This window comes from Sporosarcina ureilytica (assembly GCF_001753205.1).
Lineage (GTDB): Bacteria > Bacillota > Bacilli > Bacillales_A > Planococcaceae > Sporosarcina > Sporosarcina ureilytica.
The window spans coordinates 3,054,527-3,071,289 of the sequence record NZ_CP017560.1; the positions used below are offsets into that span (position 1 = coordinate 3,054,527).

Annotated in this window: 14 protein-coding genes; 3 read left to right on the top strand and 11 right to left on the bottom strand. The window is 38.1% G+C overall.

Annotated elements, in window-relative coordinates; all coding sequences use genetic code 11:
* Positions 1-22 precede the first annotated feature (22 nt).
* Positions 23-1,375, top strand: a complete 1,353-nt coding sequence (locus tag BI350_RS14915) for an amino acid permease (RefSeq protein WP_075528869.1) — start codon at positions 23-25, stop codon at positions 1,373-1,375.
* Here the strand turns inward: BI350_RS14915 and BI350_RS14920 are convergent.
* The gene (locus BI350_RS14920; protein WP_075528870.1) at positions 1,360-1,986 is read right to left on the bottom strand and encodes a LysE family transporter; all 627 of its coding nucleotides are present in this window, start codon (positions 1,984-1,986) and stop codon (positions 1,360-1,362) included. The two genes, BI350_RS14915 and BI350_RS14920, sit on opposite strands and share 16 nt — an antisense overlap.
* A 137-nt stretch (positions 1,987-2,123) precedes the next feature.
* On the opposite strand from BI350_RS14920, the gene BI350_RS14925 reads away from it, so the two are divergent.
* Positions 2,124-2,396 (top strand): YqhV family protein, encoded by a 273-nt coding sequence (locus BI350_RS14925; RefSeq protein ID WP_075528871.1) that lies wholly within the window; start codon positions 2,124-2,126, stop codon positions 2,394-2,396.
* Between the two features lie 60 nt (positions 2,397-2,456).
* Here BI350_RS14925 and BI350_RS14930 read toward each other — a convergent pair whose 3' ends face one another.
* The 5 genes from BI350_RS14930 to BI350_RS14950 form a co-directional block, all read right to left on the bottom strand.
* A complete protein-coding gene (locus BI350_RS14930; protein WP_075529405.1) occupies positions 2,457-3,689 on the bottom strand; it encodes an MFS transporter in 1,233 nt (410 codons plus the stop codon).
* 128 nt (positions 3,690-3,817) lie between these two features.
* Entirely contained in the window at positions 3,818-4,444 is a 627-nt protein-coding gene (locus BI350_RS14935; RefSeq protein WP_075528872.1) for a LysE family transporter, read from the bottom strand.
* Positions 4,445-4,773: 329 nt separating this feature from the next.
* Positions 4,774-5,376: a transposase gene (locus BI350_RS14940; RefSeq protein WP_075528873.1), complete on the bottom strand. Its 603-nt coding sequence runs from the start codon at positions 5,374-5,376 to the stop codon at positions 4,774-4,776.
* 530 nt (positions 5,377-5,906) lie between these two features.
* Complete coding sequence (locus BI350_RS14945) at positions 5,907-7,343, bottom strand: purine-cytosine permease family protein (RefSeq protein WP_082295109.1); 1,437 nt, start codon at positions 7,341-7,343, stop codon at positions 5,907-5,909.
* 30 nt (positions 7,344-7,373) lie between these two features.
* Positions 7,374-8,045: a cysteine hydrolase family protein gene (locus BI350_RS14950; protein ID WP_075528874.1), complete on the bottom strand. Its 672-nt coding sequence runs from the start codon at positions 8,043-8,045 to the stop codon at positions 7,374-7,376.
* Positions 8,046-8,534: 489 nt separating this feature from the next.
* On the opposite strand from BI350_RS14950, the gene BI350_RS14955 reads away from it, so the two are divergent.
* Complete coding sequence (locus BI350_RS14955; protein ID WP_075528875.1) at positions 8,535-9,452, top strand: DMT family transporter; 918 nt, start codon at positions 8,535-8,537, stop codon at positions 9,450-9,452.
* A gap of 332 nt (positions 9,453-9,784) precedes the next feature.
* Here BI350_RS14955 and xylB read toward each other — a convergent pair whose 3' ends face one another.
* The 5 genes from xylB to xylF form a co-directional block, all read right to left on the bottom strand.
* On the bottom strand, positions 9,785-11,284 hold the full coding sequence (gene xylB / locus BI350_RS14960; RefSeq protein ID WP_075528876.1) for a xylulokinase: 1,500 nt from the start codon (positions 11,282-11,284) through the stop codon (positions 9,785-9,787).
* Between the two features lie 37 nt (positions 11,285-11,321).
* Complete coding sequence (gene xylA, locus BI350_RS14965) at positions 11,322-12,647, bottom strand: xylose isomerase (RefSeq protein ID WP_075528877.1); 1,326 nt, start codon at positions 12,645-12,647, stop codon at positions 11,322-11,324.
* A 156-nt stretch (positions 12,648-12,803) separates the two neighbouring features.
* Entirely contained in the window at positions 12,804-13,970 is a 1,167-nt protein-coding gene (locus tag BI350_RS14970; RefSeq protein ID WP_075528878.1) for a sugar ABC transporter permease, read from the bottom strand.
* Positions 13,945-15,486, bottom strand: a complete 1,542-nt coding sequence (locus BI350_RS14975) for a xylose ABC transporter ATP-binding protein (RefSeq protein WP_082295110.1) — start codon at positions 15,484-15,486, stop codon at positions 13,945-13,947. Before BI350_RS14975 ends, BI350_RS14970 begins: the two co-directional genes overlap by 26 nt.
* A 158-nt stretch (positions 15,487-15,644) precedes the next feature.
* Positions 15,645-16,745, bottom strand: coding sequence for a D-xylose ABC transporter substrate-binding protein (xylF, locus tag BI350_RS14980; protein ID WP_075528879.1), 1,101 nt, complete (start codon positions 16,743-16,745; stop codon positions 15,645-15,647).
* Positions 16,746-16,763: the final 18 nt, after the last annotated feature.

Consider the following 16,763-nt stretch of genomic DNA (forward strand, 5'->3'; position numbering starts at 1 on the left):
ATGTGTACGTGGAGGTGTATCAATGGGGAAAAAAACTTCGGAAAGCAAGGAAGAGAAGGCAAATCTTACTTGGTGGCAATTATCTCTCATTGGGATAGGGAGCATTATTGGCACAGGGTTTTTCCTAGCATCCAGTATTGCGATCCAAATGACTGGTCCTTCAGTCGTCTTGGCTTTTATCATGGCTGGAATTGCTACCTATATCGTTTTTGATGCACTCGCAAAAATGTCTGCAAAAGATCCGCAGAAAGGAACATTTCGTACCTACGCCAAGAAAGCGTATGGGCGCTGGGCTGGTTTTAGTAGTGGTTGGGTCTACTGGTGTTCAGAAATCTTAATCATTGGTAGCCAACTTACTGCCATTTCGCTACTATCTAGATTTTGGTTCCCTAACATTAAATTATGGATATTCGCATCCATTTATGCGATTTGCGGTCTCATTGTCCTCTTTATTGGCGCGAAAGCGTTTGGGAAATTAGAAAGCGTATTTGCTGTGATGAAAATTGCCGCGATTTTTATGTTTATTGTCATTGCGGTCTTAGCATTAACAGGGGTACTCGACGGAAATCCAAAGGAAGGCATCCCTCAATCTGTCGGAGAATTTTTCCCTAAAGGCATCATCGGGTTTTGGAGCGCTCTAGTCTTCGCCTTTTATGCACATGGCGGAATCGAAGTAATGGGTGTAATGGCCATCCATCTTAAAAATAAGGAGGATGCGCCGAAGTCTGGAAAAGCCATGTTAGGGCTGCTTGGTATCATTTACATTGCTGCCCTTTCGTTAGCATTATTACTGCTGCCATACGATAAGTTCAGGGAAAATAAAAGTCCTTTTGTTGAAGCTTTATCAGGTGTGAGTCATATCGAATTTTTCCCACATGTGTTTACGGCTGCCATTATTATTGCAGGGTTTTCAGCGATGTCAGCATCCTTATTCGCGGTGACAACGATCCTTCAAACAATATCAGAAGACGGAGATGCACCAAAAATATTCAGCAAACAAACGAAAATGAAATTAGAAATACCGCTGCCTGCGATTGCTTTAACGTCTTCCGGGCTTGTTCTTTCAATCGTTACCTCTTTATTGTTGCCGGATAAAGTGTATGAATATATCACAACCGCCGCAGCATTATTGCTTCTGTATAATTGGCTTTTTATTTTAGTGATGTATCACAAATTAATTGAGCCGACTAAAATGGATAAAGTAAAGCGAATGATTGGCATGATTTTAGTTGCTGCGGCTGTTATTGGTACACTCTTTCATCAGACAAGCCGACCTGGCTTCTTTATCAGTTTAGTGTTCCTGACAGTGATCGGAATAATCGTCTTGATTTTACGTAAAAAGTGGAAGAAAGAAGAAACTCAAAATAACGCATGATAAGCTTGAAATCCAAAGTATATGCCGAATCCAATCATGAATAAAGAAGATATCACAGAGATCGCCTTCAATAGCCTAATCGATAATAATTTGCGAGCCCCACTAGAGATCGTGGCCATGAATGTATCCCATAAGAGGACACCTGCAATAATGGCCACGCTATTGATGATTAATTGATGGCCTGCAAAATTCCCAGCATTCTCTGCTAGAATTGAACCGTATATCCCTAGCCAAAAAAGAATGGTTAGCGGATTTAACAGGGACATAAAAAAACCTGATAATATAGAACGTCTAAGACGAACTTTCTTACCGAACCTTCGAGACAATTCAATTTTATGTAGCGAAAGTAAACTCTCTATCCCAGTATATGTAAGAACAAAGCAACCAAACGACCAAAGTATGATTTTCACAAGCGGAAACTCAATAATTTGGCCAATCCCGAAATAAACCATAATCATATATAGAACGTCGGCCGTTAAAGCGCCAATGCCAAAAATCCAAGCATGAAAAAATCCATTTTTAATCCCTGTATCCAGCAGCGCGGCATTGACAGGACCGACTGGCGCAGCTAAAGATACACCTAAAATAATATAGGCAGCGATTGAGTTCATAAAATAGACCTCCCTAAAAATGATTTCTATGCATCTTATTCATAGGGAGGTACTTGTACAACTAGATAACCCGTGAAACATTAAATAATTTCTAATCCAGTCGCATAGAGTAGGCATAAATACTACTTGGGGATGTGATGACTGTTATAGAAAGAGCACTTCTTTTCATAATTCTGTTAAGACTCCTATCTGGAAGTATAGAAATTACAGCTGCCGCACTCATGTATAAGTTCAATGATTTAGAGAAAGCATTTTATATTAATACGTTGCTTGCCTTAGTAGGCCCTGTTATTTTAATCGTTACAACAGCACTCGCGTTAATCGGCCTGGCAGATCGGATTTCATTGACTCGAATCATCTGTCTTTTCTGCGGTATTTTTCTAATTCTATTTAGTTTGAAAGCTGATTAATCCTAAACACATGTGATTTACATATTTCCAGAACAAAAAGGACCCTTGTTGGTCCTTTTTTCATACTTTTTCAGTTTGGTTTCCAATTTCATTCTCTTTGATAAATTTAAAAACAATGAACAATAAAATGACGCCAAGTACCCCTGCAACAATATAACTGCCATTTAAAAAGTTTTTCATGACAATTGACATGATGGGTGGTCCCGCTGCAACACCGATAAATCTTGCTGAACTATAAAATGAGGTGACTGTTCCTCTCAGCTCTTTTTCGATATTCTCCGTAATAATGGCGTCAAGTGCAGGCAACAATGCACCAATTGCGATCCCCACGATACTCGTCACGGCTAACAGAAGGATGATTTTTTTGTTGGTAAACCCAACGAACGCGACAGCAATAGACATGACAGCTAAACAACTGAGCATGACTAATCGTATCGTTTTAATATCTCCTTTAATTTTTCTGCCTGAAATAAACGAGGCTGTACATAATAATAGAAGCGGAATCGCCAGTACAAAACCTTTCTTAATGCCCTTAATATCATGAACCTTTTCAAGGTTTTCTGATAGAAAAAATAACATACTGAATAATATCAACATAACAAGGACGCCATTGAGGAATACTGTGTACAACCATTTTCCTTCTGACTTGAATACTTTTTTCGTGTTATTGAAAAACTCCTTGAACTTTACTGGATCATCTTTTTCTTTCGGCACTTTTACGAAGAAAAAAATGAGGACGATGGAAATTAAACTGAGCGCTGAAATGGAGAAGAATGGCAGAAACCATAAAAAAGCAGCAAAAATTGAACCAAGTATGGGGCTTAACACTTTGCCGAATGTATTTGACGTTTCAATAATCCCTAAACAGGAACTTGCTTTTTCTTCGTCATCTTGGTAAAGGTCTCCCACGAGTGGCAAAACGATTGGCATAGCCCCGGCCGCCCCGATTCCTTGTATAATTCTACCAATAATAATCATTGTATAAGGGTCGTCCATCTTCCATGAAGCAAATCCAGCAATCAGCCCCCCGATTAAAGCAAGAATTAAACTTGGTAATATGACCTTTTTCCTGCCAAAACGGTCCGATAAATACCCTGCTACCGGAATCAAAAAAATGGCCGCAACTGAATAACTCGTGATAATCATGCTCGATTGAAATGATGAAATCCCTACCTTGTCTTCCAGTATTGGAAGGACTGGAATCAGCATAGAGTTTCCCAGTGTCATGACCAGAGGAATTGAGGCCATGCTGACAATACACCATACACTTACCTGATCCGCTTTTTTCTCCATCACCACACCTCAACTCTTCCTATTGTGTTAAAGGTATGGTTTCCTACCGCGTTCTTTTTATGCGCGCACTGCGTTTTATCGAAATGAACTTAATATGTAACTCATCAAATTGTAGATCGGGGAGCATCTTAAAATAAAGCCTGGAAAGCCTGAATGCCAAAATAAATGCCAAATCCAATCATAGAAAAGGACGTGAAAATGGAAACAATCGTTAACAGTTTAACGGATAATAACTTACGAGCGCCGCTGGATAAAAAAGACATGGAGATATCCACTATTGCAATCCCTGCCAAAATAGCGAAACTATTGAATATGATTTGTAATTCCGGAGTCGTTCCAGCTGCCTTCGCAAGGATCGAACCGTAAATGCCCAACCAAAAAAGAATCGTAAGCGGATTCAATAAAGCCATAAGAAAACCGGCAAGCATGGATTTTCTAAGACGAACATAACGGCCGGACTTTAAGTTCTGCTCAATTTTGTGTACCGAGAGTAAATTTTCAATCCCTGTATACAATAGGACAAAACAGCCGAATGACCAGAGGATTGTTTTGACTAAAGGCTGATCAATAAATTGACCCACCCCAAAATAAACAATCGTCATATACATTAGGTCGGTTGCCAAAGTGCCTAGAGCAAAGAGCCAGGCATGAAAAAAGCCATGTCTAATCCCCATGTTTAATAAGACAGTCTTAACAGGGCCAATTGGCGCAGCTAAAGACGCTCCTAAGAAGAAAAAAGTAAAGATTGAATTCATATAAATCCCCCCGTTAAAAGATGTCGTTGTATTTTATTCATCTGCAACGACGATTACGACCTTTTTTGAAGAGAAATTTTTTATTTCGGTGCCAGTCACTCGCTCAATTCGAACACTATTCCGACAATTCGTTAAACCATTGTCAAATAGGGTCCAAGTTTACTAACCTCTTTGAAATCTGGACACTAAAAAGCCCTTACATCTTAAAGAACGTAAGGGCAAAAGGTTCATTTTATATAGCATTTGCACATCTTATTTGATTAACAGCAATCTTTTGCACACCCCATGACGTTGTACTCATTATGAAGCATTAAGCCCAAACCCATTGATTAAAATATCTGGAGGTGCTTTTGAGTGCAAGTATTCGCTGTTTCTTCCTTGTCCTCAATGCAGTATTCACAGTACCCCGACTCAGTTTGTTTGTAATTCGGCGGGAGAAACGTCGGTAATAAGTCCAGGTCAAGGAACGGAAAGGGCGGTGGTGTTTTATTGAAATACATTGGATACGAACTATATGGATATTGTTCGAGTCGTTCAACCATAGGGACCGTCGTTTCAATCGGATTTCGGTGAATGTAGCGGCTGACGGTCAGCAGTGATTTAGGACTCGCCACCATTTCTGCAAAATAGCGTCTGTCATATAAATAACCAGAATAATTGTATTTCCTTTTATAGTATTCTGTATAACGCCGGTTGATAAGTGCCATGACTTTTCCAAGTGGCGCTTCAGGTGAACGAATTAAAAGATGATAGTGGTTCGTCATAATACAATAAGCGATGATCATAAACGGGTATTTCATATAGGCATAATGCAGTACGCGAATAAACTCTGTTATGTCTGATTTATTTTTGAATATATCTTGTCGATTGTTGCCGCGCATTACGACATGATCAAACATTTGAGGATTCCACACCCGATTCTTCCTAGCCAAAATAATTCTCCACCCTATGCTCATTTGCATGCCTAATAAACGTGGGCTCACCCATTACTTTCAAGAGGGGCCGCGCAATTTCACTCCTCTTTCCTTGAATCCCATTGCCCCATTTCTCCCCGAAACAAAGCCCCTTTATATTTGCAAACTGACGATTCAACATTCGAAAAGCGCACAGAAATGTTAGTTCGATTTGACATCCCTACTTCCCTTTTCTCCACCATACCTAATCAAATTACAAACGTAAATTGTTGCTGTTGTACACACAATCCGATAACGCAATTTTAATATTCAATCCTCATCGCATTACGCATTTTCAATGTGAAAAATGGTTCATAAATTTATTTTGAAGGTTTTCTGTGCGACTTAATTTATGCGCACGAGTTGTCTGAATAGTGCCCGAATTGAATGAGTGACTGGCACCAGAACCACCCGTACCTAAAAAATAAATCCTACCAAGTATTAGCATGGTAGGACTTCTTTTTTAAACTTATGCAATTGTAGCATATTACCTGAACAGTACCTTACACCTATTTCCAGGGTCTCGAAATAGCAATATAGATAATAGAAGTAACTATAATTGTCGGATAAACGGCTCCTGTAGTTGCCATAAAGAAATCGACGTTTTGAATGACTGCGTAGAAGACGACACCGATAAACCAGACAGCTACCGCTTTCAAGTTAATTCCTTTATAGTACCAATACTTTCCACCGACAATATCGAATTGTGACACGTCATATTTTTTCTTCTTGATAAAGAAGTAATCCGAGACGAGTACGCCGATTAACGCACTTAATACCATGCCAATATATTCAAGGAATATCATAAATGTATCTAAAAAGCTTGTCATATAAAGTGGGATTAACATTAGAATACCTGAAACGATTGTGACAATCCAAATTGAATGAAGTGGTTTCACTTTCCTTGTGACGTTTGTGATTGACACACCAGCGGCCATTAAGTTTACAACGTTCGTTGTGACACAAGCGACAACAATGAGTATGAGTGCAATCGGACCAAGTCCTAAATTCGTAACAAGCGAACTTGGATCGGAGTTATCCGGGTTGTAAACACCTGTTGTAAGTGCCGCGCCAATCGTTGAAATGATTCCGACGAAAGCAAACCATGCGAGTGCCACGAAAGCACCGATTAACGGCGCGACTGTCGCGGTTTTAACAGTTGGTGTATAACGTGTAAATTCAGCTACGCCAAGCACCCACGCCAAACTGAATGCGGCCATCACATCGATTGCGACACCCTTCGGCATTTTTAAATCAGCTGGTGGCTTCCAAGCATATATTTCCGCAAGTGAATGCTGTTGTAAAACGACCACAGTAATCCAAACACCAAGAATAAGGACAAGAACCATACCGAGCCTTTCTACGATTTTAATCGAGTTTCTTCCAAGAGATACGGCGGCTAAATTTAACAGCGTCATAATAATAATTCCGAAAATCATCGGTCCAGAACTTCCAGGCTCACCATATGCTGACCAGCCGAACAGGTCACTGAAGATGAAACTCATCGAAATGACGGCGATAAACGTATTCACGACCGCCCAACCTAAAAAGACAATCGTATTTAAAAACGTTGGTAAAGCACTTCCTCTAATCCCGAAAGCGGGTCTTGTGAGCGCCATCGTTGACGTTCCAACTTTGTATCCCATATAACCAATGAGCGCTAAAATGAGATAAGCAATTGGGTTCGCGATAAGCGTCACAGCAATGGCTCCAGCAAATGCAGCGCCGGCTACTGTTCCGCCAACATACCATGAAGCGTTATTTGAATTTGCTCCGACCCAAATGGCGATCATATCAAAGAAACCTATATTTCTTTGGGACATTGGGACTTCATCTGTTGCATAGTATTCTATTGTTTCTACTTTTTCTTTCCCCGTTCCTTTTTTTCCCGAAGTTCCATGTGACTTCTGGGACAAACTGGGTCCATCTTCGCTTGCTTTTGACATTTAATAACATACCTCTCTTGAATAACTGTTTTATTTTTTCTTAGTTGATGAAAGTTTTGAAAAAATTTCTCGCATATTGTCTGGGGAAAATTGTAATTCATCTGGTCCTTCTGATGACCAAACGTTATAACTTTCTCCGTTCATCTTTTTGCAGAGTTCATCTGTTTGATAAACTTCTAAATCATAAATCCAATTCGCCATCATTAAAATGGCTGCCATATGCGCACCTTCTGTCGTGGTTCCGCACATATCTTCTACTAAACTCACACGATAATCTCGGTAATAAGCGTCCATGACAGTCGATAACACGCATACGTCCGTCAATACACCACCGACAATAAGGTGTTCAACCCCCAAACCTTTTAACATTAAATCTAAGTTCGATTCGTAAAACCCACTATATCGATATTTATCTATGATAAAATCACCATCTTCAGGTTTTATAATATCTGCAACTTCAATCGCCGTTGTCTGATTATGGTAATAAAGCGGTTCTCCATTTTCATCGACTGGTTCACGATTTGCAAGACCAATCCCATCCGCACGGTTAATATGTCTTGTATACAGGACGGGGATATTCAGTTGACGGCATTTTTCTAGAATCGTCTTTGCGTTTTGTAAGATTTGCTCCATCCCAATAACGTCAGAGGTCCCCCCCTCGTTTTGCATATCAATCAACAAAAAAGCTGTTTTTTGTTCCATTTACTTATACCTCCTTCTTTCAGGTGCCAGTCACTCAAACAATTCAAACGTTCACGTTAACTCGAACAAACGTGAATATTGTAACATTCACGTTTGTTTCGATGACTGGAACCAAGAACCCAATCTATACTACAGTGTTTGAATAGGTCCTTCAACATAAATTAATAACTGTTTCTATTATTTATCTAGTATAAATTATTCCCCATTTTATATAAATTACTCATAACTAAACATGCCTACTAAACGTGCCTGTAAGTCACACAACTATGACTATTCATGGAACCGAGTATTCATAAAAATTAAATCCTACCATCTACTGTCGTGGTAGGATTTTTAAATTTATTTTATACAATTGTGTTGTATTATCTATCCAGTTGACGTCCTTCATAAATCGACACGATAATGTCATCAACAAGCACACGATTCACACATCTATGTTATTATGAACAGCAACCTATTAAAATTTCACATGAATGAAGGCGAGTATGAATGAGATCTACTTTGTATTTATTATTTCTTAGTTTACTATGGGGCTCTTCATTTCTATGGACGAAGCAACTCCTTAATTATTTCCAGCCAACAACCATTGTATTTTTACGCTGTTTGTTTGGCATGATTGCTCTTTTACCATTTTTACTCTTCTCTAAAGTAAAACTTGATTTAAAAGTTCAACCAAAATTCCTTCTTGTCGTTGCATTGGCCGCAGCAATTCCATGGAACTTTATGGGATTCGCCTTACAAGGCATTGATTCAGGACTCAGTGGGATTTTAAACGCAACCACTCCCTTATTCGCTGTTTTATTTTCTATCGTTCTACTGAAAATCAAACCATTGCGGAATCAAATTTTCAGCCTACTCATCGGTTTTATCGCAGTCGTCATCCTGATGTTTTTTTCCGGTCAAGCAATCGGTAGTCAATTTTCTATCGCACACGCATTGCTCATGTTCGGCGTCACGTCTTGTTATGCACTTAACTCAATATTTGTGAATAAATACTACACGACAGTTCCGCCACTCCACTTAAGTTTTTGGACGCTAGCAATTGCAATTATGATCAATGGCCCTATTAGTTTATTAATGGAACCGAAAGCAATGCTAACTGTCGGAACACCTAGTGTCTTCTTATCATTACTCGTTTTGGGCAGTTTAAGCTCGGGGCTCGGCTATGTGATTTTCTATGTCATCAATTCAGCCAGTGGTCCAATTTTCGCAGTGATGGTCACTTTTATCGTGCCTTTTGTTTCAATTCTGCTAGGTGTCATTTTTCTGAATGAACCGTTACACATCGGAATTGCAATTGGATTACCTTTGATTGTGACGAGTTTGTTCTTGATGAACTTCCATTCTATAAAGTTTCGAAAAGTAGTGGAGAGTGCTCCTGGGAAGTTTGATGATGATTTTTCTTAATTTAAGTAAAAGAGGGGATCCCGCCAATGCTGATGCAGGATCCCCTCTCTAATTTTTTGAAGGGCACATGTGCCCCGCTCAATTATGACAATTCAACGTTTCGAATAAATACTAAAACGGAAGCCCATCGACCATTGACATGATAGGGTTTCCGCTTTTATGTGAAACTGTAGTGTATTGCCTGAATAGTTTCTTTGCACAGGCACTCATTTGAGATGCCTAATAAAAGTATTTATTATTAAGTTGAACCTTAGAACTATTCGATAGACAACATTATTAAACTTCAATTATATAGTGGCCACCTTTTACAGAGACTGAATTTTTGCCAACAATCATTGTCGATATTCCATTAATTTTTCATTTACTGATTTTGTTTTTAGATAAACTTCTTTATAAACCTCAAATAACTTCATATATTTTTGAACATGTTTAACTATAGGTTCGTATTCTCTCTCAATCGTTAGAAACTTCTTCGCACAATCTTGTAATGATGGAAACCATCCACAGCCATATGCTGCAATCATTGCAGCACCTAAACCAGGACCTTGCTCACTTGAAAGTTTAATAATCTTGGCGTTGAAAATATCTGCTTGCATTTGTAGCCAATGCTCATTTTTTGTCCCACCACCCGTTGAGACTATTGTATCGATTTTCTTCCCTTCTTGACGAAAGATTTCTAATGATTCATTTAAAGAAAAAGTTATTCCTTCAAGTACTGCTCGAACAAAGTCGCTTCTTACATGAGAGCTATCCATACCAATAAAGCTAGCCCGTATTAAAGCGTCAGCATGTGGAGTTCTTTCTCCTACCAAATAAGGCGTAAATAATAAGCCATTCGATCCAATTGGAACATTTTCTACACCAGTAAGTATCTCTTCAAAAGATTCCTCCGGTGCAAATACTTCTTTAAACCAACTTAAGCTATGCCCAGCGGATAACGTAACTCCCATCGTATAATAAGCATCGGCAAGTCCATGATTAAAGTAATGAACTTTTCCATCGAATTCTTTATCATTATTCGTCTCATGAGATAAAACTACTCCAGACGTTCCGATGCTACATAAAGTTTTACCATCTTCTAAAATTCCAGAACCGATTGCCCCGCATGCATTGTCTGCACCACCAGCAAATACGCGTGTCTTTGAATCTAAACCAGTGACCTTCGCAAACTTCGAACTAATAAACCCTACCTCTGCGTGAGGCTCTACTAATGGCGGGCAGATATCTATATTAATATCTAATGCATCGCAAATTTCCTTGCTCCATGCCTTTTTGGAAACATTTAACAATAATGTTCCTGCAGCATCTGAGTATTCTGTATGCAGTTTTTCAGTTAATCTATAACGTAAGTAATCCTTCGGTAAAACAAACTTATTTAGCTTTTCATAAAGATGAGGCTCATGTTCCTTCACCCATAATAATTTTGGTAACGTAAATCCTTCTAATGCTGGATTCTTTGTAATTTCCAATAATCTATTTTCACCGATGACATCATAGATTTGCTGACATTGATTTGTTGTACGTACATCATTCCATAAGATTGCGTTTCGTAAAACTTTATTATTTTCATCTAACAGAACGAGTCCATGCATTTGTCCAGAAAAACTAATTCCTTCAATATCGCTAGGATTTCCCTCGAAAGTTTGGAGTAACTCAGACAGCCCTGACACTGTCTGATCTACCCAGTCTTGAGGATTTTGCTCACTATATCCCGCTTTTTCATGAATTAAGGAATACGCTTTTGATACTTCATGCACAATATTTCCATCTTGGTTTAACAATAAAATTTTTACTGCACTTGTTCCTAAGTCAATACCAATTACGTATTTCAAAGCAATCCCTCTCCATTTGCTAATTCATATGAACTGATTATGCTTCTGCGTATGCTTTCACAATGTATTGATTAATTGTCGCTTTAATTTGCTCGATACGACCAGATGACAATTGTACATCTGTTAAATTATGCACGTGCTCTTCAAGTTTGTGGAAGTCTGTCTTACCTTTAACAATTTCTAATCCAATGCCAGACGTATAACTTTCATAACGATCATCTACAATGTTCTCGAGTACTTTATCTTCAATAAGCTTCTGTGCAACTCTCGTTCCAATCGCAAACGTATCCATCCCGGCAATATGCGCAAGGAATAAATCTTCCGCTGTGAATGAACTTCTTCTAACTTTTGCGTCAAAGTTCAAACCACCTTTGCCTAGACCGCCATTTTTAATAATTTCATACATGGCCAATGTTGCCGAATACACATCTGTCGGAAACTCGTCCGTATCCCATCCTAATAACGGATCCCCTTGGTTGGCATCAACAGATCCCAGCATATTATTAACTCTTGCATAACGAAGTTCATGCTCGAATGTATGGCCAGCTAATGTTGCATGGTTTGCTTCAATATTAAATTTAAAATGATCTTGAAGGTCGTACTTTTGTAAAAATGCGAGGCTTGTTGCTACATCATAGTCATATTGATGCGTCGTTGGCTCTTTCGGTTTTGGTTCAATTAAGAACTGCGCATCGAAGCCAATCTCCTTCGCGTAGTCTACAGCCATATGATAAAAACGAGCCATATTATCCATTTCTAATTTCATATCTGTGTTTAACAGTGTTTCATAACCTTCTCTTCCACCCCAAAACACATAGTTTTCTGCTCCTAACTCTTTACCAATTTCCAACCCTTTTTTAACACGAGCAGCTGAATATGCAAATACATCAGCACTGCTAGACGAAGCTGCACCATGTAAAAAGCGTGGATGTGTAAAGTTATTCGCAGTATTCCAAAGTAACTTTGTTTTACTATCTTTCATATATCCTCTAATCATATCTACGATAGTATCTAAGTTTTTATTTGTCTCTCGTAAACTGCTTCCTTCTGGTGCGATATCGATATCATGGAAACAGAAAAATGGTACATTCAACTTTTCAAAGAATTCAAACGCCGCCTCTACGCGAGCTTTCGCCAAATCCATCCCAGTATAATGATTCCAAGGACGAACCATCGTTCCAGCTCCAAATGGATCCGAACCATCCATCGTAAATGTATGCCAATACGCTACGCCAAAACGAAGATACTCTTCCATTGTTTGATTCCCAATTTTTTCTTCCGGGTTATAAAATTTAAATGCAAATGGATTTGATGAATTTGAACCTTCATATTTAATACTATTTATGTCTTTGAAATAAGTCACGAATAAATACCCCCAATTTCTTGATATAGCAAATGCCTTCAATTATATCTACAACAAAATCTGATTTTAGAGATAAAGGAAATAAGTAATTCCTCCACAGTTTTTTTATTAATATACATAAATGGTTATCCCATTATTAAATTTCACAAGCAGTACTTATTTCTTATTAGCAATATCAATCCAAACAGCAAGAATGAGAATTAAACCTTTTACAATATACTGCCAAAATGTTTCAACGTTCATCATACTCATACCATTATCGATACTGGCCATTATTAAAGCCCCTATTAATGTTCCGATAATCTTTCCTCTACCGCCCATTAAACTTGTACCGCCAATAACACAAGCTGCGATAGCATCCAATTCATACATATTTCCTGCATTAACGGTAGCCGCATTCAATCTACTTGTTAACAAAACTCCTGCGAGACCTGCTAATCCCCCCATTATAATAAACACCCATAGTGTATTACGTTTAATATTTATTCCAGATAATGCTGCGGCTTCAGCATTTCCACCTATTGCATAAATATATCTACCAAAAGAAGTCTTATTTGAAATAAAGACAAATATGATAGCCAAGAAAACGACAATTAATATCGGTGTTGGAATGCCGTAATATCGATTTAACATATATGTGGCTAATAAAATAAATAATGAATAAACTGAAACCTTTCCATAGTCAATTACCCAACTCTGTATCATTAATCCCATTGAATCTCTATTGGCACGATTTCTTATCGTTCCAAAAATTAATAATGCAACACTAAGAAATGCAAGCCCATAACCTATCACATGGGGTAGATAACTATTCCCAATATATTTAAAGCTATCATTTAAAGGGGCTATCGTTTGTCCTTTGCTTAATCCTATAAGGATTCCCCTAAAAATTAACATACCGCCTAACGTAACAATAAAAGCTGGAACCGCCCTGTAAGCAACCCACCATCCTTGCCAAACACCAAATAATGCACCGATTGCAACCGCAGCTACAATTACTGCGAAAGTGCTCCATCCATGCCAAACTTGCAATATTGCAGCAATTCCCCCAGTTAACCCAACTAACGATCCAACCGACAAATCAATATGACCAGCAACAATAATAAATGTCATTCCTATTGATATGACAGAAATAACCGCCATTTGCGCCGATAAATTGGATAAATTTCTTGAGGATAAAAATTCTCCTCCTGTCATAATCCCGAAGAGCAAAGCAATTAATACTAAGGCAATAATTAACGTGTATGCTTGAAGGTCAAATTTAAAGCTTAAACCTTTCTTTTCTTGTTCATCTGTCTTATCTATTACCGACTGATTGTTCAAGATTGTCTCCCCCTGTCGCACATAGCATTATTTTCTCTTGTGTTGCTTCATCCCTTGAAAACTCGCCAGTAATTCTTCCTTCGGCCATCACGAGAATTCTATCCGACATCCCCAACACTTCGGGCAATTCCGAGGAAATGATAACAATGCCAACACCTTGGGCTGCTAACTCATTAATAATTTTATATATTTCATATTTCGCTCCAACATCAATTCCTCTGGTCGGTTCATCGAGTATTAAAATTTTAGGATTGGTTAATAACCACTTACTTAAAACAACTTTTTGTTGATTCCCACCACTTAATTGTTCAACTCTCGCCTCCAAGGAAGGAGCTTTTAACATCATCTTTTCTGTTAAATCCATCGTTCTTCGTAATTCTAAAGCAGCATCTATTAAATTTACTTTCATCACCTTATTTAAAGCAGCAAGTGTCGTATTCTGGGTAATATTCATACCAAACACTAGTCCAAATCTCTTTCTATCCTCTGAGACATAAGCGATGCCCTTTTGAATTGCTTCCGCCGGACTTTTAATATTAACGTCTTCTCCATCAACAATTACACTTCCATCTCTTTTTCCATCAAACTTTCCAAAAAGACTCATAAACAGCTCGGTTCTACCTGCTCCCATAAGTCCAGATATACCAACTATTTCTCCCTTTTTCAGTGAAAAAGAAACGTTATCACTAACCTTTGAACCTGAATTATCTGTAGTAGTATAAGCCTTAACTTCTAATACGTTTTCAGTACTAATTGGTCGAGCTTCGTAGGGGAATAACTCTGTCAATTCACGACCAACCATTTTAGTTATAATTTTATCTTCATTTAACTGTTCAATTGGATCTGAACTAATCGTTTTCCCATCCCTTAAAATAGTAACCGTATCTGCAAGTGACATAACTTCATTAAGTTTGTGTGAAATGTATATGCATGTAACACCTTTCTCTCGTAATTCATTAAGCAAATTCATGAGAACTTCGACGTCACTTTCTGTTAATGCTGCAGTTGGTTCGTCTAATATAAGTATTTCTGTTTTTTGAGTTAATGCTTTTGTAATTTCAATTAATTGTTGCTTCCCAACAGTTAAATCTCCAACACGAGTTTGCGGATCAAGATCTAAACCTATGTACTGTAACCACTTTTTAGCTTCTGCATAGATCTTGTTCCAGTTAATAATTTTTTTCCTTATTAAATCATGACTTAAAAAAAGGTTTTCTGCGATTGTCATATCTTCAACTAGTGCAAGTTCTTGATAAATAATTGAAACCCCTGCATCTTGAGATTCTTTAATTGACTTAAATTCAACATTTTCTCCATTAATTACTATTTTCCCTGAATATTCATTGTGAGCGTAGACGCCACTCAGGATTTTCATCAGGGTTGATTTCCCAGCACCATTTTCACCACATAAAGCATGTATCTCACCTTTTCTTACCGAAATTGAAACATTATCCAATGCTAATACTCCAGGAAATTCTTTAGTTATTCCTTTCATCTCGAGTGCATATGTTTCCAATTCGGTTACACCTCCTTAAGCTTCAAAAATTCATGAATAAATCTTGAGGAAACGGGCTAAATATTGGCTTTGACAACTAATCATAGCTTTAAACTATTATTATTTAGAATAAATAAAGTGGAGAGAGCGAGTATAACTCTCTCCCTTAAAGTTACTTATTATGGTCGTGGTGGACGCTCGTCTTCTGGAACATTTTTATAGACATCGTCATATGTGTGGAAACCATCTTTAATTACAGTTTCAATTACATTATCTGCATTTACTAACACAATATCTAACTTCAAGAAGGGTACATCCATTACTCCGTTATTAATAGAGCCATCACCCTCTACTTTTTCCCCTTTAGCCAATGCTACTGCCGCATTTGCACTTTGTACTGCAAGCTCCTTAATTGGCTTGTAGACAGTCATAGATTGAGTACCTTCAACAATTCTTTGAACAGCTGCTAAATCAGCATCTTGACCTGATACTGCCACCTTCCCAGCCAATCCTTGTCCCGCTAAAGCTTGAATAGCACCGCCAGCAGTACTGTCATTTGAAGCAACAATTGCATCGATATCGTCTTTATTTACTGTTAAAGTATTTTCGATTATTGCCATAGCCTCACTGGCGTCCCAGTTTTTTGCCCACTGGTCACCGATAACTTCAATTTCACCACTGTCAACAAGGGGCTGAACTATATTCATTTGACCTTCTCGAACCAATTTAGCAGTAAAATCTGTCGGTGATCCTCCTAGCATAAAGAATTTTCCGCTAGACTTTTCTGCTAGAACTCCTTCCGCCTGCATTTCTCCAACTTTAATATTGTCAAACGATACATAAGCGTCAATTTCAACATTATTAATTAACCTGTCATAGGCCAAGACTGGAATTCCTTCTGCTTTCGCTTGTTCTACAGCCGGTATTAAAGCATCCGAGTTTATTGCAATAATTACAAGTGCATCTATCCCTTGAGAAATCATGTTTTGGATTTGTGATAATTGATTCGCCTCATCACTATTTGCTGATTGAACTAATACTGTAGCACCTAGTTCTTCAGCGGTTTGAACGAAGTGATCTCGGTCATGTTGCCAACGCTCTAATGTCAAATCTGGAATCGACAGTCCGATTTTAAACTCTTTTTCATCAGTGTCATCTGATGCCTCCACTTTATCTTCTTGATTATCAACATCTGTTCCGGCGTCTTGTCCACATGCCGCTAGAATCATTAACATTCCTAGTATTAATACAGCCCAAATCATAGATTTATATTTTTTCATAGTCTCTTCTTCCACCTT